The following is an 18,421-nucleotide window of genomic DNA, read 5'->3' on the forward strand; positions in this document are numbered from 1 at the left end:
TTGGAATCCACCTCGAACTGGCCCAGGACCGAGAACGCGTCCTTGGCCTCAGCGCCGGCAAGCGTTTCGTGTGGGACGGTAGAGGACAACTGCGTGTTGCTGCCATCTGGTTGCGGCACGGAAACAGGCACGATCGCAATATCACGATCACGATAGCCAAGCGTGAGTTCTGCGCTCTGTTCCTGAGGGGCCGCGTTGATGGTGATACCTACTGTTTGCGTCTGCCCGAACAGCAGCGGAAGCGATTGATTGGTGGCGCAGCCCAGCAGAGTGCTGGTGAGGCAGAGGAGGGGTATCGCTCCGAGCTGACGTGTCATTTGGCTTCTCCAGATGTTGATATCGTGCAAACGTCAATACCGTCCCTGAACAGCGAAGCGACTTTTTCTGCGTCACTCGGTGATCTGACCCAAAGAACAAGGCGGCAGGAGGCGTCCAGAGCTGCCAGGTCTTGATGTGTGTAACCCGCCGTGAATCCAAGCGGGCTGAACAAAACTCCCCAGGCACTTGCTTCGGCAAGCATGCCTTCGGAGTGACCCCCAAGGGTGATCGAGGTGAAGCCAAAGCGACGTTCAATCGAAACGCCGTCGGGATTCTGCTTGAGCACGATCGTCGTGCAGGCCTGTAGCAGGCAGAGCGACCACGTGACGACTGCGGTCAACGCGAAGCGTCTCCTGGCTCGCCAAGAACCCCGAGAACGCCACGGGCACGCTGCCCAACTCAGATACATTGACTGCGACTTCACGATGAGTCCTCGCCACGAGCTTTGCCGGCATACACAGGTTCAACTAGACCCGAGCCAGACAATGGTGTCTGTCCGGTGGGTGACATAGGGGCGCAAGACCGTCGTACGCGTACGACGCATCTCCTGCTTGTGAACGGCCCACGCCGACTCCAAGCGTGTCGGGCCTATAACGGGATGGGTCAAATGTCCACAAGACTTAGGTGCAACGCACGATAGACCTGACGGTCTCTGCTTGGATAGCATAAGAACACGGGACGAAAAAGCGCGTCCTTTGGGATGCGCGCAGTGCCTTACCTAACACCGGCCCACGGGGAAGTACCGAGCAGTCAACGGCGCCGCAGCGCGCGTCGGCAGCTTGCGAGGAGGCGAGGCTTATGCTTACGTCGGAAAACTTCCTGGCCATCGAGAACCAGCTTCTCCGTGGGCTCCCTCCCAAGGAGTTGGGGCACCTTCTTCCTGGTTTGGAACAGGTCACCTTGTCGTCGGGTGATGTCCTCTACGAACCCGGTGGTCCTCTCGAATATTTCTATTTCCTGACCTCTTGCATCGTGTCGCTGGTGTACACGATGGACACCGGGGTAAGCGCCGACATAGGTCTCGTCGGCAATGAGGGTGTCGTCGGGATCGCGCTGTTCCTGGGCGGCTGCACCATGGTAAATCGTGCCGTGGTTCAGGTAGGCGGACGCGCACTGCGGATCGGGGCGAGGGCACTGTTGGAACAGTTCAGGGGTGCCGGCGCGCTCCACGATCTCTTGCTGCGGTACACGCAGGCATTCATGACCCAGACTTGCCAGACTGCCGCCTGCAACCGTCTACATTGTTTGGAACAACGGCTGTGCCGCTGGATCCTGCTGTGTCACGATCGGTTGCAGTGCAACGAGCTACTGATGACGCAGGAAGCCTTGGCGAACATGTTGGGTGGGCGGCGCCAGAGTGTCACCGTGGCCGCTGGACAGCTCCAGGACGCGGGATTGATTCAGTATCGTCGCGGCCATATCCAGATCGTGGATCGGAAGGGGATCGAGAAGACCGCCTGCGAGTGCTATGGCGCAGTCAGGCGCGAGTACGACCGCCTGCTCGGTCCCCCGTGTTCGCGGCAGGTCAGAACTTCAGCAGCCGAGCGAGGAAATCCCGCAGCCCGTTGAAGTTGTCGGGTTGGATAGCATAGACGTTGTTTCCAAGATGCACTTCCTCGCCCTCGGCAATCCAGTCTGCGCAAAACAACACGATCGGTACAACGGCATCGAGCTTTGCCCGGTCTCTGATGCGTCGCGCCGTCGCAATGACGACTTCGGGCTGTCCTTCGAGATTCAGCAGAATGATCTGGGGAGGGCGACGCTGCGCGGACTCGACCGCTCGATCCTCGGATCTGGCTGTATCCACTGCGTAGCCATCCGTTAACAGAAGTTCTTCGATGCCATCTAGAACCTCTGGCACGTCATCGACGACGAGCAGACTCTCCTGGGTCCGAACCGATTTATTCATGGAGATCTATGGGAAATTGGATGCCATGCACTTCAAGGACACCGGCAGGCTAACGCGGGCCAAGTAGTGCTGTCGGTCCGATTCCGGACATTCGCGGCCCGGTCGATCGTCTGCAACCGTAAGCAAGACCGACTTGAAGCAGCAAAGCGCTCGAACGACGGCACTTGGCTAGCGGTACGCCAATGTCAGCGCCGGCAGTCGCACACGGTTTCGGGGTGACGTGATTACCACAGGAACTACACGAGAATCTCTGGCGGGGCTGGAAAGAGAGGTCCAGCTGCCTGTTTTATTGGTGGCCAAGGGCGGAATCGAACCACCGACACAAGGATTTTCAGTCCTCTGCTCTACCAACTGAGCTACTTGGCCATCCTGCACTGCCCATCCTCTGACGACGACTGGCAATCCTGTTTCGTCGACCAAACCGGCGCGGAAAGTCGTTTGAACCGTCACCCGAGTGGGATTTCACTCGTTCTCGGCTCGCTTGGGCAGATTCGAAGGCTGCGGATATTAGCATCGCCAGACGGCTTCCAACAAGCCGGATCGACCCTGCCACATCCCCTTCCGTCACGACAGTTCGGTTCTTGCAGATTCACGTACAGGAACGTCGACTGCGAAACTCGTCGGCGATGTGCACGCTCGCGAAAGCACCCGCAGCGCGACTGGTTCGACAAAATAAAAAAGGCCTCCGGCAGCATCCGGAGGCCTCGAGTGTGCAATCTGCTCTAGTGGGCGACGGCTGCTTCTGCCGCAATCCCCGTGTTCTGACGCACGTAGAGTTCGTCCCACATCTCTTCGGCGCGTCGGTCGCGGTAGAGCAGCGAGCCGATGATCACGCAGAGGAATCCGAGCGGGATGGAGATAAGCCCGGGGTTCTTCAGGGTGAAGAGGGGTTTCTCCAGACCGACCAGGCTGGTGCGCTCATCGCCGAGCTTGGCGATCGCGTCCTGCGCTGCCGCCTTTGCCTTCTCCTGCGCCGCAATCGCCTTCTTGAGCTTGTCCTGCGCCGCGGGATCCGTCGCAGCGGCGAGATCCGCGCTGGCCTTGGCGATCTTGTCGTCGGCGACCTTGATGGCCTTCTCGTTGGTCGCCTTGACCGCGAGCGGGTAGGTCATGTTGGGGGAGACGAGCACCAGCGCGATGGCCGCAATCGCGCCGACGATCATGCCGAGCACGATGCCCCCGGTGTTGCACTTCTTCCAATAGAGCGTGAGCAGCACGCACGGCAGATTGCTCGATGCCGCGACCGCGAAGGCCAGCGCCACCAGGTGCGCAACGTTCTGACCCTTGGCAGCGATGCCGATCAGGATGGCGACGATGCCGACGATGATCGAGGAGATGCGAGCAGCGCGCACTTCTTCTTCCTGCGTCGCATGCTCGCCCTTGATGACACCCACCCAGATGTCGTGCGACATCGCGGAGGCGGAGGCAAGCACCAGTCCCGCAACCACGGCAACGATGGTGGCGAACGCGACTGCGGCCACGAACGCAAGGAAGAAGTTGCCGAGCAATGAGTCGGCGCCGCCTCCCAGGTACTGGGCGAGCAGCGGGCCGGCCATGTTGCCACCCTTGTCGATCGCGGTAATGTTGGTCGCGCCGATGTTGAGGGCCGCACCGTTTCCGAGGAAGAGGGTCAGGACGTAGAAGCCACCGATGATCGCCATGGCCCAGATCACCGACACGCGCGCATCCTTGGCGGTCGGCACGGTGAAGAACCGCATCAGGATGTGCGGCATGCCAGCGGTGCCGAGCACGAGCGCCATGCCGAGCGAGATCTGGTCGATCGGATCCTTGAGCAGCAGCCCCGGCTCGAGGAAGCGCTGGCCGAGTTGCTCCGGGGTCATGTTCGTGGCCGCGTCACCGATCAGGGAGGCGACACGCGCCTGCACCTTGGGATCACCGACAACCGCCTGCAGGAAGCCGGGCAGACTGAAGCCATACGGTGCCCACGTCAGCATGACGAGCACGATCGATGCGGTCACCAGCAGCACGGCCTTGATGATCTGCACCCAGGTCGTCGCGACCATGCCGCCGAACAGCACATATGCAAGCATGAGGATGCCCACGGCGATCACGGAGACCTCGTAATCGATGCCGACCAGCGTCTTCACCAGCACGCCGCCGCCGACCATCTGCGCCGTCAGATAGAAGATGGAGACGACAATGGTCGAGATGGCGGCCATCGTCTTCGCCGCCTTCGGATTGTTGCGGAAGGCGAGAATGTCACCCAGCGTGTACTTGCCGATGTTCCGGCAGGGCTCGGCGATGACCAGCAGCACGGTGATGTACGCGACGAGCCAGCCGACCGAGTACATGAAACCGTCGTAGCCGAAGAGCGAGATGAGGCCCGCGATGCCGAGGAAGGACGCTGCCGACAGATAGTCACCGGCGATCGCCCAGCCGTTCTGGACACCCGACACCGACCGGCCGGCGGCGTAGAACTGCGAGGCGCTCTTGACGCGCTTCGCCGCGAGGTAGGTGACGAACATGGTGAGGGCGATGATCGCGCCGAAGACCGAGAACGTCAGCCACTTGAACTTGTCGGCGACGGCGCCGCCCGACTGTGCCAGCGCTACCGTGCTGGGCAGCGCGAGCAGCAATGCCGCAGGTATACCACGCGTGATCGACTTTCTCATTTAGCGGCCCCCTATGAGGTTCGAACGCTTGACCAGATCGGCCGTCAAGGCGTCGAAGTCGCTGTTCGCACGCCGCGCATAAATCGCCGCAATCGCCCATGCAACGACGAACTGAGAAAGCGCGAAGGCATAACCGAAATTGATTGGTCCCCAGATTTTCTTCGCATACAGCTCGGGGAAATAGCCTGCACCGATCGGCAGCAGAAAATAGTACACGACCGAAATAATCATCAGGCTCCAGAGAAACGTCGACTTCTTCTTGTGCAGAGCCTGGAATTGCGGGTCCGCGTCGATTGCGGCCCAGTTAAAGGCTGGCTGGGACATGACACCTTCCTCCTCGATCAAGAAAGCCATTCTTTCCCGGATCACTCCGGGGTAGTCTGGTTTGAGAACGATTGACCGGCGAAGGACGACCTTCGCCCAGGTGACCCCGAAATTGTCACGGTGCGGAGTATAACTCGCACCGGAAAACAAAAACCATAAGGGTTTCCCCGCACACGGGGCCCCCGAGCGCTTGCTCAGGCTACACGGATCAGACGCGTAGGTCAGAATCTGTAGTATTTTTCTAGGAATCCCTGAACGTCCTTCGCCTGCCTCAGCGCCTCCTTCAGGAACTGGCGATCCAGATGATTGAGGGCGTAGGGGTCGATGCGATTCGAATTCGGAACGCCGAGCAGGATCTGCTTGCGGTGGTTGCGCAGGCGCAACTGCTGGACGAAATGGAGCGCCTCCACCCAGCCTTCGATCTTCGCCGAGGCCAGGCCCATCTTGTCGGCCGACTTGCCGAACCGGCGCACCGTGCTCGTTTCGTGCACATGGGCGGAAAGACTGAACACGCGCGCTGCATCGACGAAGATCGCGACACCGTTCATCTTGAGATCGATGCCGGGCGATTCCTCGCCCTCGCTGCGGGAGACGGTGAAATCGCGAAAGAGGCCGAGCGGCGGACGATTGCCGAGAGCGTTCTCGGCCATCTTCTTGAGGAACAGGCGGTTGGCCTTGATCAGCCCGTCGAGGGAATTGCGCAGTTCCTCCACCAGCTGCGCGGCGCCGTGGAGGGCGCGGAAGTCGAAGAAGATGGTGGCGTTGAGCAGCTCCGGCGCCGAGCCGCGATGAATCCAGGTAGCGAAGCGGTTCTTCCATTCGGCGAGCGACAGGCACCACAGCGGGTTTCCCGCCATGATGCCGCCCTTGCACAACGAGAATCCGCAGCGCGCCAGGTGCTGGTTGATGCGCTGCGCCACCGGCAGGAACTGCTGACGCAGATTCTCGGCCGCAGTGCCCTCGGGCGGCTCGAAGATGATCGCGTTATCCTGATCCGTGTACAGCGTCTGCTCGAAGCGACCTTCGCTGCCCATCGCCATCCAGCACCACTGCGTACCATCCAGGGATGCATGCTCGAACTCGATGTCGATGATGCGCGCGGTGAGCATGTCGTTCAGCGTGGAGATGAAGCGCGTGACCTGCTCCGCGCCGATTCCCTGATCCACCATGCCCTGCGCCAGTTCCCTGATGTCGCCCGACACGCGCACCAGGTCATCGATCGATGCGGCGGCGCGGATGCTGCTGCCGATGGCGCGCAAACCGATTTGCTGCAGGGTGAAGAGATCCCGTTCGGAAACGACGCCCACCAGCTTGCCGTCCTTGATCACCGCCACGTGACGGATGCCGTGCTGCTCCATCGCGAGGGCTGCCTCGAACGCGGGTGCGTCCGGGGGCAGACCGATGACGCCGCTACGCATCATGCCGGCGATCGGCTGCTGCATCGCGCCGCTGCCGATGGGGACGTGCTGCAGCAGGTCGTAGAGCGTGAAGATACCGAGTGGCCGCTCGTCCGGGTCGCAGACGAGCATCGAGCCGACGTCGTGGGACTTCATCAGGTCGACGACCTCGGCGAGCGGGGTTTGCGGACCGCAGCGCACCGGCGGCCGTGTCGTCAACGTCGAGAGCGGACTGCCCAGAGGTTGCTGCTGTCCGAACGCCGCGGGAGCGGACGATGTCATGTCCATTTGGCTACTGGCAAGACGCACTCCAGTGTGACGTGGCAAGGCAGCTTCGATGGTCCCGCAACTGGTCGCCCGGCAGGCGAAAGAGGCGTGCCCGCCTCGAGCATGAAGCTGGCGCGCCCGACACGATTCGAACGTGCGACCCCTGCCTTCGGAGGGCAGTACTCTATCCAGCTGAGCTACGGGCGCCTAACTGTCTCTAAGTTTAGTGTTTTTCGGAAGACTCGTCCATGCACTGTGGTTTTCCGGTCCCCGGGTTGCCGTTATAATCTGGCGCTCTCCACCCACCGCGTCGGGCTTGCCCAAGGACCCCGCTCATGAGCGAGATACATCTCGAAGAACATCACAGCCCTATCCGGACCCCAAAGCAACTGATCATCACGGTCGTTCTGGCGTTCCTCATCCCCATCTCCATCATCGTGCTGCTGACGCAACTGCTGACCACCGGCATCAAGCTCGATCCGAACAGCAACGTGATGATGCCGGAATACATCGCCGAGCGTTTGCGGCCGGTGGGTCAACTGGTGGTTGCCTCGGCCAAGGGTGGCGCGCAGCAGGCGAAGACAGGTGAACAGGTGGTGCAGGCGACCTGCAGCGCCTGTCATGCCACCGGTGCGCTCAATGCGCCGAAGATCGGCGACAGCGCCGCATGGGGCAAGGTGGCGGGCCAGGGCCTCGACAAGCTGATTGACCACGCGATTCACGGTGTGCGCCAGATGCCGGCGCGGGGTGGCAACGCCACGCTGTCGGATCTCGAGGTCGCGCGCGCCGTTGTCTACATGGCGAACCAGTCCGGGCAGAAGTTCAAGGAACCGGCAGCACCCGCTGCGGCGGCTCCTGCCGCGGCCGCCGGCGCGGGAGCGGTCGACGGCAAGGCGATCTACGAGAAGACCTGTGCGGCGTGCCATATGACGGGCGCTGCCAATGCCCCGAAAGCCGGGGACAAGGCGGCGTGGGAGGCGCGGCTCAAGCAGGGTGCCAATACCCTTTACGAGCATGCGATCAAGGGCAAGGGGGCGATGCCGCCGAAAGGAGGCAACGCGAGTCTGTCCGACGCGGAAGTGAAGGCGGCGGTCGACTATCTCACCAGCCTCGCGAAATAGCGCACGGGGCAGCGCGACGGCCACACGCTGTCGTAGCGCTGCCAATGTGCATCCGGCGCGTGCCGAAGCACGCCGGATGCGGCGTACCGCCATCGCTGCCGGCAGGATTTAGAGATGTCCACCTACGCGATCGGCGACATCCAGGGGTGCGACGTCGCACTCGGGCGGATCCTCGACGTGATCGCGTTCGATCCGTCCCATGACAAGCTCTGGCTGGTCGGTGATCTCGTCAATCGCGGTCCGGCATCGCTCGCCGTTCTGCGGCGCGTGATGGCATTGGGCGAGGCCGCCGTCACCGTTCTGGGAAATCACGACCTGCACCTCTTGGCGGTGGCGGAAGGTTTTCGTGAGCCGCATCGCAGCGACACGCTCGACGCTGTGCTGGCCGCTCGCGACCGGCCGGAGATCCTCGACTGGCTGCGTCGGCGCAAGCTCATGCACGCCGAGGGGGAGTACGCGCTCGTGCATGCGGGCCTGTTGCCCGCGTGGACGGTATCGCAAGCGCTTGCGCTCGCAGCGGAAGTCGAAGCGGCACTGCGCGGGCCGGGCTTCCATCCGTTCCTCCGCCATCTCTATGGCAACGAACCGGCGCGCTGGGACGATGGGCTCGGCGGTGTCGAGCGGCTGCGCGTGGTGGTGAACGCAATGACCCGCATGCGGGTATGCACCGCCGACGGCACGATGGAATTCCGTTTCAAGGGACCGCCAGCCGAGGCGCCGACGGGTTATCTGCCGTGGTTCGCCGTCCCCGGGCGCGCGAGCGCCGCCTGCACCGTCATTTGTGGACACTGGTCGGCTCTGGGCTTGCGCCGGGAGGCAGGACTGCTTGCGCTGGATAGCGGGTGTCTGTGGGGGGGTGAACTGTCGGCGGTGCGGCTGGAAGACCGGCAGCTCTTCCAGGTTTCCTGTGCGCGACTTCCAGGGCAAGTGCGGTCGCGATGACCTGTTCGACTTCGCGCGCCAGGTCGCGCCGCTTGCGCTCCGCGGTGGCGATCGCCGGCGAGAAGATCACTTCGGCGTGGATTTCTCGCTGCGCGATGAGCAGCAGGATCGACTGCAGCAGCGACATGTCCCCGTGGTAGGCGGCGTCCACGTTGACCGTGCCATCCCTTCTCCGATAGCGGATCGCGGTCGGGTGGAGCGGCGCGCCTATCGTCACCGCAGGCTGCAATAGCGACGCGTGAAACGGGTTGAGAACGCGGCCGTCGCTGGTGGTGCCTTCGGGGAAGACGGCAACCCGGTCACCCGCCTCCAGCGCGGCACGCATGATGTCGTTGAGGCGCCCGGTGTCGCGGCGGCGCGCGCGTTCGATGAAGAGCGTTCCGGCGCGCTCGCAGAGAATCCCAACGAGCGGCCAGCCGCGAATCTCGGACTTCGCAACGAAGCGTGCCGGGCAGGCGACGTTGATCACGAAGATGTCGAGCCAGGAGACGTGGTTCGCAACCAGCAGCCCCGATCGTGCGCGATCGAGCGGCGCTTCGCCGCGCACAGCCACCCGCAGGTTGAGGGCGCTCAGCACCCGGGCGCACCAGCGCTGCATCATGGCAAGCCGGGCGACATGCGAGATGAATGGATAGACGCACAGCACGCGCACGAGCCCGTCGAAGAGGAGACAGACGAGCCGCGTGAGCCGCCAACCGCGAACCGGAAGAGACGTTCTCCCGGTGCTCATTCCTTCAGAAAGTGCTTGCGGTAGCGCGGTGTGAGCCGGGACAGGGGCAGCAGGATCAAGAGATCGGCCGTGTTGAAATCGGGATCCCACGCCGGTGCGCCGCACACGTAGGCGCCCAGCCGGAGATAGCCCTTGATGAGCGGCGGCGTTGGCGCTGCGAGCGTGCCGTTCAGTGCCTCCAGGGGCAGCGGACAGCGCGGGAAGACGCGGTACTCGACCGGGCTCAGGTGCGTCTGCTTGATGCGGTTGTAGACGCTCGCCGCGACATGACCGCCATCGGCCATGCTGATGCTCGCACAGCCGATGAGGTAATCATAGCCGCGCTCGATCATGTAGTCGCCGAGCCCTGACCACAAGAGCGCGATGGTGCCGCCGTTGCGGTAGTCTGCGTGCACGCAGGAGCGCCCCACTTCGACCATGCGATCACGCAAGTGGGCGAGCCGGACGAGATCGAACTCCGCGTCGGAATACAGGCCGCCGATGCGTTTCGCCTGGGCGCTGGACAGCACGCGATAGGTGCCCACCACTTCGTTCGTTGCGGTATCGCGAACGAGCAAATGCTCGCAATACGGATCGAACGCATCGCAGTCGATGCCGGACTCGCGCGATGGCAGACGCGCATGCATCTCCTCCACGAACACCTTGTGACGGAGACGCTGTGCTTCGCGCACCTCGGCCAACGAGGAGGCGAACTTGAGTGAGAGGCGTTGGCGGAAGCTCTTGTGGAGTCCGCTCTCCCTGAGGAGCATGTCGGGTGAGGTGTGATCCATGCACGCCAAGTTACGGGCGCGCGATGACTAAAAAGTTACCGTGAGGTTAAGAATTCATGTATCTAACGGTAACTCAAAGGAACGCCCGCCCGCAACTGTCCACGGCTGCTCTCGGCAGACCATGCGTTCCGACCGGTCCGTCTGATGTGCGACGGGTTGCAGCTAGCGACTGACGCGGGTTACACCCTGGCCCGACAGCACGCGGACGCGGTCGCCGGGCTGAAACGTCGTGTTGGTATCGACCCCCTGCACCACGGCGATCATCTGCCCGCTATCGAGTTTCACGGTCAACTCGACTCCCGAGTTCCGGGTGATGCCTTCTTCCGCAGCCGCTCCCGCGAATCCCCCGGCGATGGCGCCGACGGCTGCAGCGACGGCGCTCCCCGTGCCATGCCCTATCGTGCTCGCCGCGATGCCGCCGGTGACCCCGCCGGCGACGGCACCGAGACCACTCTTCGTGCCTTCGATCTGCACTTCGCGTACCGCTTCTATCGTACCCATGCGAACGGACTGCTCGGTGCGCGCCTGATCGCGCGAATAGACGTCGCCCGCCTTGCTGCTGACACAACCGGCAAGCAGCGCCGCAGCCAGCAGAACAATTCCGACGATAACCGATCGACCGACAATGCCTACCATGGTGCCGTGCCGTAGACCTCTCTGAACTTGTCCTCTATTTGACTGCGGTCGGCGAAATGGTTCTGCCCTCCTCGGCGCGCGATCTTGAGGGAACCGAGCAGTGCTGCGAGACGGCCCGTTATCGGCCAGTCGAGACCGTTTGCCACCCCGTACAGCACCCCGGCGCGATAGGCGTCGCCGCAACCCGTGGGATCGACCACCGCCTCGGGTTTGACGCTCGGGATTGCGTACCGTCTGCCGTGTGCGAGGATCACCGACCCTTCCGCGCCGAGCGTCACGATCAGCGCCTTCACGCGACGCGCGAGCATCTCCAGCGATTCACCGGTGCGCTCCTGCAGCAGTTGCGCCTCGTAGTCGTTCAGCGCGAGGTAGTCGGCAAGGTCGAGGAAGCGCAGCAACTCCTCGCCGTTGAACATCGGCATGCCCTGTCCCGGATCGAAGAGGAAGGGAATGCCGGCGGCTGCGAACTCGCGGGCGTGCTGCAGCATGCCTTCCCGACCGTCGGGTGCGACGATGCCGAGCTGGATCTCCGCCGCGTCCTGCACGTGATTGAGTTCCGAGTGATTCATCGCGCCCGGATGGAAGGCGGTGATCTGGTTGTCGTTGAGATCGGTCGTGATGAACGCCTGCGCGGTGTACGTGTCGCCCACGCGGCGCACGTGGGTCTGGTCGAGCCGCAGGTGCTCCAGCCGCCTGGCGTACGGCTCGAAATCCTCGCCAACGGTCGCCATGATCAACGGATCGCCGCCGAGCAGCCCGAGGTTGTAGGCGATGTTGCCAGCGCAGCCGCCGAACTCGCGGCGCATGTTGGGGACAAGGAAGGAGACGTTCAGGATGTGGATCTTGTCGGGCAGGATGTGGTTCTCGAAGCGATCCTGAAACACCATGATGGTGTCGTAAGCGAGAGACCCGCAGATCAGCGTGCGCATGGCGATATAACCCCCGAAGCCGTTCGGCAGCGGAGTATAGCATCGGCCCGCGGCGGCGCCGGGCCGGGCCTTGCGGCAAGCGAATCGTGATGGCGATGCGCATGTCGTGACGTCGATCTGTTAGTCTTTCCGGCGAAGCTGGCCAGACAGTCGCTGCGGGTCTTCGGGTCCGCAGAGGAAAGTCCGGGCTCCGCAGAGCAGGATGCCGGCTAACGGCCGGACGCCGTGAGGCGATGGAAAGTGCAACAGAGAACAGACCGCCGATGGCTGTGGGCACGCTCACGCGTCTCACGGATCAGGCAAGGGTGAAACGGTGCGGTAAGAGCGCACCGCGGACGTGGCAACACGGACGGCACGGCAAACCCCATCCGGAGCAAGACCGAATAAGCAAGCGATGACGCTGCTCGCCGAGCTTGCGGGTAGGTTGCTCGAGCCTCGGGGTAACTCGAGGCCCAGATGAATGACTGTCCACGACAGAACCCGGCTTATCGGCCAGCTTCACCTCTCTTCTGACGGACGTCGGATCCGTCCTGCGACACTGGAGCCATGTTCTCCGTTCGTTCTCCAGTGGGAAATGGCGCCGTTTTCGCTCATCTCAGGTCACACCTTTATTTTTTTGGGTAACTGATTCTTTCTCAACGATATTGATCGCCGCTTGCTTTCCCTCTCTCGGCGCTCGATAAGTCTTTGTCGGAAAAAAGAAAAAGCTCGCCCCTCGCTTGACCTGGAACATGCGTTGCTCTACAGTGGAGAAAAGTGGATGTAAGTGGGAAAAATAGGCAGCTTAGTGTAGGAAAGGAGGGGGTGGGTGTTTCAAGGTGCAGCCGCGCTCAACATGGACGCGAAGGGTCGAATTGCGGTCCCGACGCGCCATCGCGAGGCCCTGACGCGCGACGCGGACGGTCGGTTGGTGCTGACAGCGCACCCCGAGGGTTGCCTTCTGCTCTACCCCGGCTCCTCCTGGGAACCTGTCCGCACGAAAGTCATGGGATTCCCCAGCTTCAACACGCTTGCCAGCAAGTGGAAGCGGCTTCTCGTCGGCTTCGCGGAGGACATCGAACTCGACAGCGCCGGCCGCGTCCTGATTTCACCGGAGCTGCGCAACTTCGCCCGCCTCGACAAGCGCGTGATGATGGTCGGCCAGGGCAGCCACTTCGAGATCTGGGCGCAGGACGCGTGGGAGCGTCAGCTCGCCGAGCTCACGGCGCAGCCTGAGCAGTCGCTGCCGCCGGGCATGGAGGATTTCGCGCTGTGAGGGCATCCGGTGCGCTGAGCGCGGCGCGGCCCGGCGAGGGGACGCCGTGAGCGATGGCGTCCGCTGCGCACGCGCCCGTGCTCTGCGACGAAGCGGTCGATGCGCTGCAGGTGCGCGCGGACGGCTGCTACGTGGACTGCACGTTCGGCCGCGGCGGGCACAGCCGGGCAATTCTGGCGCGCCTGGGTGCCGGCGGGCAGCTGGTTGCGCTCGACCGCGACCCACAGGCGATTGCGGCGGGACGTGCGCTCGACGATCCGCGTCTCGTGCTCGTTCACAGCCCGTTCTCGCGGCTGCCCGAGGTGCTGGCTCGCCGCGGCATCGAACGCATTGCCGGGGTGCTGCTCGACCTGGGGGTGTCGTCGCCGCAGCTCGACGCGGCGGAGCGCGGTTTCAGTTTTCGGGCGGATGGGCCGCTCGACATGCGGATGGATCCGACGGCGGGCGAGAGTGCGGCGCAGTTTCTGGCGAGCGCCGCCGAGCCCGAAATCGCACGGGTGATCAAGGACTATGGCGAAGAACGGTTTGCTAAACAGATTGCAAGAGCGGTTGTTGCGGCTCGAACGCGGGGGGCTCTTCGCACAACCCGCGAGCTGGCCGCGCTCGTCGCAGCGGCCGTCCGGACGCGTGAACCTCACCAAGATCCGGCGACGCGTACGTTTCAGGCTCTCCGGATCCACGTCAACCAAGAATGCGAGGAGCTGTCGTCCGTGCTAGCGGGCAGCCTCGATCTGCTTGCGGCGGGCGGGCGGCTGGTGGTGGTGAGCTTCCACTCGCTCGAAGACCGGATCGTGAAGCGCTTCATCCGCGACGCGTCGGGTCACGGCGCTGTTCCCGAGCGCCTGCCGCTGCGCGCTTCCGAGATGCCGCAGCCGCGGCTCGTGGCCGTCGGCAAGCCGGTGCGACCTTCGGCGCAGGAAGTCGCGACAAACCCGCGGGCGCGCAGCGCCGTCATGCGCGTGGCCGAGCGAACGAACGCGCCGTGAGCCGCTTCAACCTGCTGCTCATCATCGTCGCCGTGCTCTGCGCACTGGGCGTGGTCACGAGCCAGCATCGCGCGCGCAAGCTCTTTGTCGAACTCGAGCGCGAGCAGGAGGTGACGCGCAACCTCGAAGTCGAGTGGGGGCAACTGCAGCTGGAGCAGAGCACATGGGCGAAACACGCCCGCATCGAGAAGCTCGCCGGTGACCGTCTGCAGATGCGTCCGCCACAGCCGGCGAAGGTGCAGATCGTGCCGCTCGACACCAAGGTCGCAGGCGCTGCCCAGTGAATCCTGCCGCCAACCCCGCGCTGCGTCTCCTGCTGCCTGCGTGGCGTTCGCGCTTCATGCTGCTGGTCCTGCTGGCTGCCTTTGCCGTGCTGCTCGGTCGCGCCGTCTATCTGCAGGGACTCAACAACGACTTCCTGCGCGAGCGCGGCGAAGCGCGCTATGCCCGCGTGCTCGAAATGACTGCGCACCGCGGCATCATCACCGACCGTCACGGCGAGCCGCTTGCCGTGAGCACGGCGGTCGAATCGGTCTGGGCGAGCCCCGACGACGTGCAGGTGGCGCCCGAGCAGGAGCGCCAGCTGGCGAAGCTGCTCGGCCTTTCTGCCGCCGAGCTGCGCAAGCGGCTGGAGGAAAAGAGCCGGGACTTCGTCTATCTGCGCCGGCAGATGCCGCCGGACGAGGCCGCCACGGTGATGCGGCTGCATGTCCCCGGCATCTTCCTGCAGCGCGAGTATCGGCGCTACTACCCGGCGGGTGAGGTCGCCTCGCATCTGGTCGGCTTCACCAGCGTGGACGAGGCCGGGCAGGAAGGCCTCGAACTCGCGCAGCAGAAGTGGCTCGCCGGCAAGCCCGGCAGCCGGCGCGTCATCAAGGACCGGCTCGGCCATATCGTCGAGGACGTGGAAGGCATCCGCGCGCCGCAGGAAGGGCGCGACCTGCGGCTGTCGATCGACAGCAAGATCCAGTACCTGGCCTATCGCGAGCTCAAGAACGCGGTGCTGTCGAACAAGGCGCGTGCCGGCGGCATCGTCGTGCTCGACGCCAAGAACGGCGAAGTGCTGGCGCTCGCCAACTACCCCAGCTACAACCCGAACAATCGCGAGACGCGCGACCCGGGCCGCTATCGCAACCGCGCCGTCACCGATCTCTTCGAGCCGGGTTCGACGCTGAAGCCCTTTACCGCCGCCGCTGCGCTCGCCTCCGGCCAGTACACCCCCGATACGGTGATTCAGACCGCACCCGGTCGGCTCGAGATCGGGCGCCAAGTCATTCACGACGCGCACCCGAATGGCGCGCTCACCGTAGCGCAGGTGATCCAGAAATCCTCCAACGTGGGCGCCGCCAAGATGGCGCTCGCGATGCCCAAGGAAAAGCTCTGGGCCACGCTCTCCGGGGCGGGCTTCGGCACCCTGCCGCAAAGCGGCATGCCGGGCGAGGTCGCCGGCCGGCTGCGCAGTCACTCCACCTGGCTGCCGATCGAGCAGGCCACGCTCTCCTATGGTCACGGCATTTCGGTCAGCCTGCTGCAGCTCGCGCGCGCCTACACGATCTTCACGAGCGACGGCGAACTGATGCCGGTCACGGTGTTGCCCTCCACCACGCCGCCGACACCGCAGCGAGTGGTGAAGCCGGCGGCGGCGCTCGCCGTGCGCCGCATGCTGGAGACGGTGACGCAGCCGGGCGGCACCGCGCCGAAGGCGCAGGTCACGGGCTATCGCGTCGGTGGCAAGACCGGCACTGCGCACAAGCTGGAAAACGGCGGCTACGCGCCCGACAAGTACGTGTCGTCCTTCGTCGGTTTCGCGCCCGTCTCGGATCCGCGTCTCATCGTCGCGGTGATGATCGACGATCCCCGCGCCGGGGCGTATTACGGTGGGGTCGTCGCCGCACCCGTGTTCAGCAGCGTGATGGCCGGATCGCTGCGGCTCCTGGCGGTACCGCCGGATGCGCCGGAGGCGCTCGGTTCGCCGCTCGACGCACCCGAGATCCGGGAGGAAGTATGAGCCGGACTGCTGCCTCGGGTGCGCCGCGTCGGCTGGAGCCGGCGGCACTCGCCGCGCGCGGCGTGACGGTGACGCGCCTGGAGGCCGACAGCCGGCGCGTGCGCCAGGGCGACACCTTCGTCGCGTGTCCCGGCGACACGCACGACGGCCGCAACTTCATCCCGCAGGCGATCGCGGCAGGCGCCGCGTCGGTGCTGTGGGAGGCGGGAGGCTTCCGCTGGCATGCCGAGTGGCGCGTGCCGAATCTCGGCGTGCCGCGGCTCAGGGCGCGTGTCGGCGAGCTTGCCGCCGCGATCCACGGCCACCCCTCGCGCGCCTTGTGGATGATCGGCGTCACCGGCACCAACGGCAAGACGTCGTGCAGCCACTGGCTGGCGCAGTCGCTCACGCGCTGCGGCCGGCGCACCGGCATCGTCGGCACGCTCGGCAACGGCTTTCCCGGCTCGCTTGGCGCCGCAACCCACACCACGCCGGACGCGATCGCCCTGCAATCGATCTTCGCCGACTTCATCGCCCGCGGTGCGCACGGTGTGGCCATGGAAGTGTCCTCGCACGGGCTGGAGCAGGGGCGCGTGAGCGGCACCGAGTTCGACGTCGCGCTCCTCACCAATCTCACGCGCGACCACCTCGACTACCACGGCACGATGCGGCGCTACCGCGCGGCGAAGGCGAAGCTCTTCCGCCTGCCCACGCTGAGGCACGTCGTGCTCAATCTCGACGACGCGTTCGGCGTCGCGCTCGCGGCGCGGCTCGCGGGCGGCAAGGCCGGTGTCATCGGCTACGGCTTCCGGCGCACGGTCGACGTGCCGCGCAACGTGTGGCGCGTCCGCGGCAGCAGGTTGCGCGTCAGCGAAGCGGGGATCGGCTTCGACGTCGCGAGCCCGTGGGGCACTGCGCGGCTCGAAAGCCCGCAGCTCGGGCGCTTCAACGCCGCCAATCTGCTCGGCTGCCTGGCCGTGCTGCTGGCATCCGACATCCCGCTGGACGACGCCGTCGCCGCGCTCGCCCGTGTCGCGCGGATTCCCGGCCGTGTCGAGCATCTCGGCGGCGAAGGCCGGCCGCTGGTCGTCGTCGACTATGCGCACACGCCGGACGCGCTGGAGAAGGTGCTGCGCACTCTGCGCGAACTCCTGCCGCGGCCGCAGCGTGGGATGGCGGGCGCGCGCCTTCTGTGCATCTTCGGCTGCGGCGGCAATCGCGATGCCGGCAAGCGCCCGCTGATGGGAGAAGTCGCGACACGGCTCGCCGACGAGGTGATCGTCACCAGCGACAACCCGCGCCTGGAGGAGCCGCGCGCGATCATCGAACAGATCATCGCCGGGGCGCATGCCAACTACCACGTCATCGAGGACCGCGCGAACGCCATCGCCGAGGGGATCGCCCGCGCCCGTCCCGGCGACATCGTGCTGATCGCCGGCAAGGGTCACGAGCCTTACCAGGAGATCGGCACGGCGCGGCTGCCGTTCAGCGATGCCGAGGTCGCGCAGCTCGCCCTCGACGATGCGGGGATGCGGGGATGAGCGCGCCGTTCCTCACCCTCGTCGAGGCCGCACGCGCGATGCAGGCGGAGTACCGCGGACCCGACGCGCCGTTCACGGGCGTGTCGACGGATACGCGCGCCATTGCGAAAGACGAGCTCTTCTTCGCGCTCTCCGGCGAGCGCTTCGACGGCAGTGCGTTCGTGGCGGATGCGCTCACCAAGGGCGCGCTCGCCGCGGTGGTCGCGCGCAGCGCCCTGGAGGGCGTGGGCAATGCGCCGCGTGAGCGGCTCGTCGTCGTCGACGACCCCCGGCTTGCGCTCGGCCGTCTCGCCGCGTACTGGCGCGAGCGCTTCACCGGTCCGCTGCTGGCGCTCACCGGCAGCAACGGCAAGACGACGGTGAAGGAAATGACGGCAGCGATCCTCGCGGTTGCGGCAGGCGGCCGCGAGCGCGTGCTCGCCACCGTCGGCAATCTCAACAACGACATCGGCGTGCCGCTCACGCTGCTGCGCCTCAACCCGCAGGATCACCGCTACGCCGTGGTGGAGATGGGGATGAACCACGCGGGCGAGATCGCGTATCTCTCGGGACTCGCGAGCCCCGATGTCGCGCTCGTCAACAATGCCGGTGTCGCGCACATCGAGAACCTCCGCTCGCGCGAGGCGATCGCGCGTGCGAAGGGCGAGATCTTCTCGGGGCTCCGGCCCGGCGGCAC

At 64.8% G+C, this 18,421-nt stretch carries 19 protein-coding genes, 2 tRNA genes, 1 other RNA gene and 1 pseudogene; 10 read left to right on the forward strand and 13 right to left on the reverse strand.

Translation table 11 applies throughout. The features are described 5' to 3' along the window. Together JNK68_09425 and JNK68_09430 are read right to left on the reverse strand one after the other, a co-directional pair. Positions 1-317 (reverse strand): hypothetical protein (locus JNK68_09425; GenBank protein MBL8540580.1); only part of this gene is annotated, 317 nt, incomplete at its 3' end. Beyond that, positions 314-658: a hypothetical protein gene (locus tag JNK68_09430; protein ID MBL8540581.1), complete on the reverse strand. Its 345-nt coding sequence runs from the start codon at positions 656-658 to the stop codon at positions 314-316. The genes JNK68_09430 and JNK68_09425, both read right to left, overlap by 4 nt. 458 nt (positions 659-1,116) lie before the next feature. Here JNK68_09430 and JNK68_09435 point away from each other — a divergent pair, with 458 nt between their 5' ends. After that, positions 1,117-1,887 carry a Crp/Fnr family transcriptional regulator gene (locus tag JNK68_09435; protein MBL8540582.1) on the forward strand — a complete coding sequence of 257 codons (771 nt, stop codon included), beginning with the start codon at positions 1,117-1,119 and terminating at the stop codon, positions 1,885-1,887. Here the strand turns inward: JNK68_09435 and JNK68_09440 are convergent. From JNK68_09440 to JNK68_09465, 6 genes are all read right to left on the reverse strand, one after another. Then, positions 1,844-2,227, reverse strand: coding sequence for a hypothetical protein (locus JNK68_09440; GenBank protein MBL8540583.1), 384 nt, complete (start codon positions 2,225-2,227; stop codon positions 1,844-1,846). The genes JNK68_09435 and JNK68_09440 overlap by 44 nt on opposite strands. A 290-nt stretch (positions 2,228-2,517) precedes the next feature. Then, positions 2,518-2,593, reverse strand: a tRNA-Phe gene (locus tag JNK68_09445). A 356-nt stretch (positions 2,594-2,949) separates the two neighbouring features. Further along, positions 2,950-4,860 carry a cation acetate symporter gene (locus JNK68_09450; GenBank protein ID MBL8540584.1) on the reverse strand — a complete coding sequence of 637 codons (1,911 nt, stop codon included), beginning with the start codon at positions 4,858-4,860 and terminating at the stop codon, positions 2,950-2,952. Further along, on the reverse strand, positions 4,861-5,184 hold the full coding sequence (locus JNK68_09455; GenBank protein ID MBL8540585.1) for a DUF485 domain-containing protein: 324 nt from the start codon (positions 5,182-5,184) through the stop codon (positions 4,861-4,863). 221 nt (positions 5,185-5,405) lie between these two features. Further along, positions 5,406-6,869, reverse strand: coding sequence for a CBS domain-containing protein (locus tag JNK68_09460; protein ID MBL8540586.1), 1,464 nt, complete (start codon positions 6,867-6,869; stop codon positions 5,406-5,408). Positions 6,870-6,978: 109 nt separating this feature from the next. Then, positions 6,979-7,055 (reverse strand) — tRNA-Arg (locus JNK68_09465). Between the two features lie 128 nt (positions 7,056-7,183). On the opposite strand from JNK68_09465, the gene JNK68_09470 reads away from it, so the two are divergent. After that, positions 7,184-7,969 (forward strand): cytochrome c5 family protein, encoded by a 786-nt coding sequence (locus tag JNK68_09470; protein MBL8540587.1) that lies wholly within the window; start codon positions 7,184-7,186, stop codon positions 7,967-7,969. Positions 7,970-8,083: 114 nt separating this feature from the next. Then, a complete protein-coding gene (locus JNK68_09475; protein ID MBL8540588.1) occupies positions 8,084-8,911 on the forward strand; it encodes a symmetrical bis(5'-nucleosyl)-tetraphosphatase in 828 nt (275 codons plus the stop codon). Here JNK68_09475 and JNK68_09480 read toward each other — a convergent pair. From JNK68_09480 to JNK68_09495, 4 genes and pseudogenes are all read right to left on the reverse strand, one after another. Beyond that, positions 8,877-9,512: pseudogene (locus JNK68_09480) on the reverse strand (1-acyl-sn-glycerol-3-phosphate acyltransferase). The gene JNK68_09475 and the pseudogene JNK68_09480 overlap by 35 nt on opposite strands. Before the next feature lie 125 nt (positions 9,513-9,637). Beyond that, complete coding sequence (locus JNK68_09485) at positions 9,638-10,390, reverse strand: GNAT family N-acetyltransferase (GenBank protein ID MBL8540589.1); 753 nt, start codon at positions 10,388-10,390, stop codon at positions 9,638-9,640. A 183-nt stretch (positions 10,391-10,573) separates the two neighbouring features. After that, positions 10,574-11,047, reverse strand: a complete 474-nt coding sequence (locus JNK68_09490) for a hypothetical protein (protein ID MBL8540590.1) — start codon at positions 11,045-11,047, stop codon at positions 10,574-10,576. Further along, entirely contained in the window at positions 11,041-11,976 is a 936-nt protein-coding gene (locus tag JNK68_09495; GenBank protein ID MBL8540591.1) for a carbohydrate kinase family protein, read from the reverse strand. The genes JNK68_09490 and JNK68_09495 overlap by 7 nt, the downstream gene beginning before the upstream one ends. A 134-nt stretch (positions 11,977-12,110) precedes the next feature. On the opposite strand from JNK68_09495, the gene rnpB reads away from it, so the two are divergent. Further along, positions 12,111-12,480: RNase P RNA component class A (gene rnpB, locus JNK68_09500), an RNA gene on the forward strand. 91 nt (positions 12,481-12,571) lie between these two features. On the opposite strand, the gene JNK68_09505 is transcribed toward rnpB, so the two are convergent. Then, a complete protein-coding gene (locus JNK68_09505; protein MBL8540592.1) occupies positions 12,572-12,709 on the reverse strand; it encodes a hypothetical protein in 138 nt (45 codons plus the stop codon). Between the two features lie 75 nt (positions 12,710-12,784). On the opposite strand from JNK68_09505, the gene mraZ reads away from it, so the two are divergent. The 6 genes from mraZ to JNK68_09535 form a co-directional block, all read left to right on the forward strand. Next, a complete protein-coding gene (mraZ, locus tag JNK68_09510) occupies positions 12,785-13,231 on the forward strand; it encodes a division/cell wall cluster transcriptional repressor MraZ (GenBank protein MBL8540593.1) in 447 nt (148 codons plus the stop codon). 53 nt (positions 13,232-13,284) lie between these two features. Then, entirely contained in the window at positions 13,285-14,217 is a 933-nt protein-coding gene (gene rsmH / locus JNK68_09515; GenBank protein MBL8540594.1) for a 16S rRNA (cytosine(1402)-N(4))-methyltransferase RsmH, read from the forward strand. Further along, positions 14,214-14,501: a cell division protein FtsL gene (gene ftsL, locus JNK68_09520; protein MBL8540595.1), complete on the forward strand. Its 288-nt coding sequence runs from the start codon at positions 14,214-14,216 to the stop codon at positions 14,499-14,501. Before rsmH ends, ftsL begins: the two co-directional genes overlap by 4 nt. A 56-nt stretch (positions 14,502-14,557) precedes the next feature. After that, positions 14,558-16,225, forward strand: coding sequence for a penicillin-binding protein 2 (locus tag JNK68_09525; protein MBL8540596.1), 1,668 nt, complete (start codon positions 14,558-14,560; stop codon positions 16,223-16,225). Next, on the forward strand, positions 16,222-17,745 hold the full coding sequence (locus JNK68_09530) for a UDP-N-acetylmuramoyl-L-alanyl-D-glutamate--2,6-diaminopimelate ligase (GenBank protein ID MBL8540597.1): 1,524 nt from the start codon (positions 16,222-16,224) through the stop codon (positions 17,743-17,745). Before JNK68_09525 ends, JNK68_09530 begins: the two co-directional genes overlap by 4 nt. A 38-nt stretch (positions 17,746-17,783) precedes the next feature. After that, positions 17,784-18,421: UDP-N-acetylmuramoyl-tripeptide--D-alanyl-D-alanine ligase (locus JNK68_09535; GenBank protein ID MBL8540598.1), on the forward strand; the 638-nt coding region annotated here is incomplete at its 3' end.

The sequence above is a fragment of the Betaproteobacteria bacterium genome (assembly GCA_016791345.1).
Classification (GTDB): Bacteria; Pseudomonadota; Gammaproteobacteria; order Burkholderiales; family JAEUMW01; genus JAEUMW01.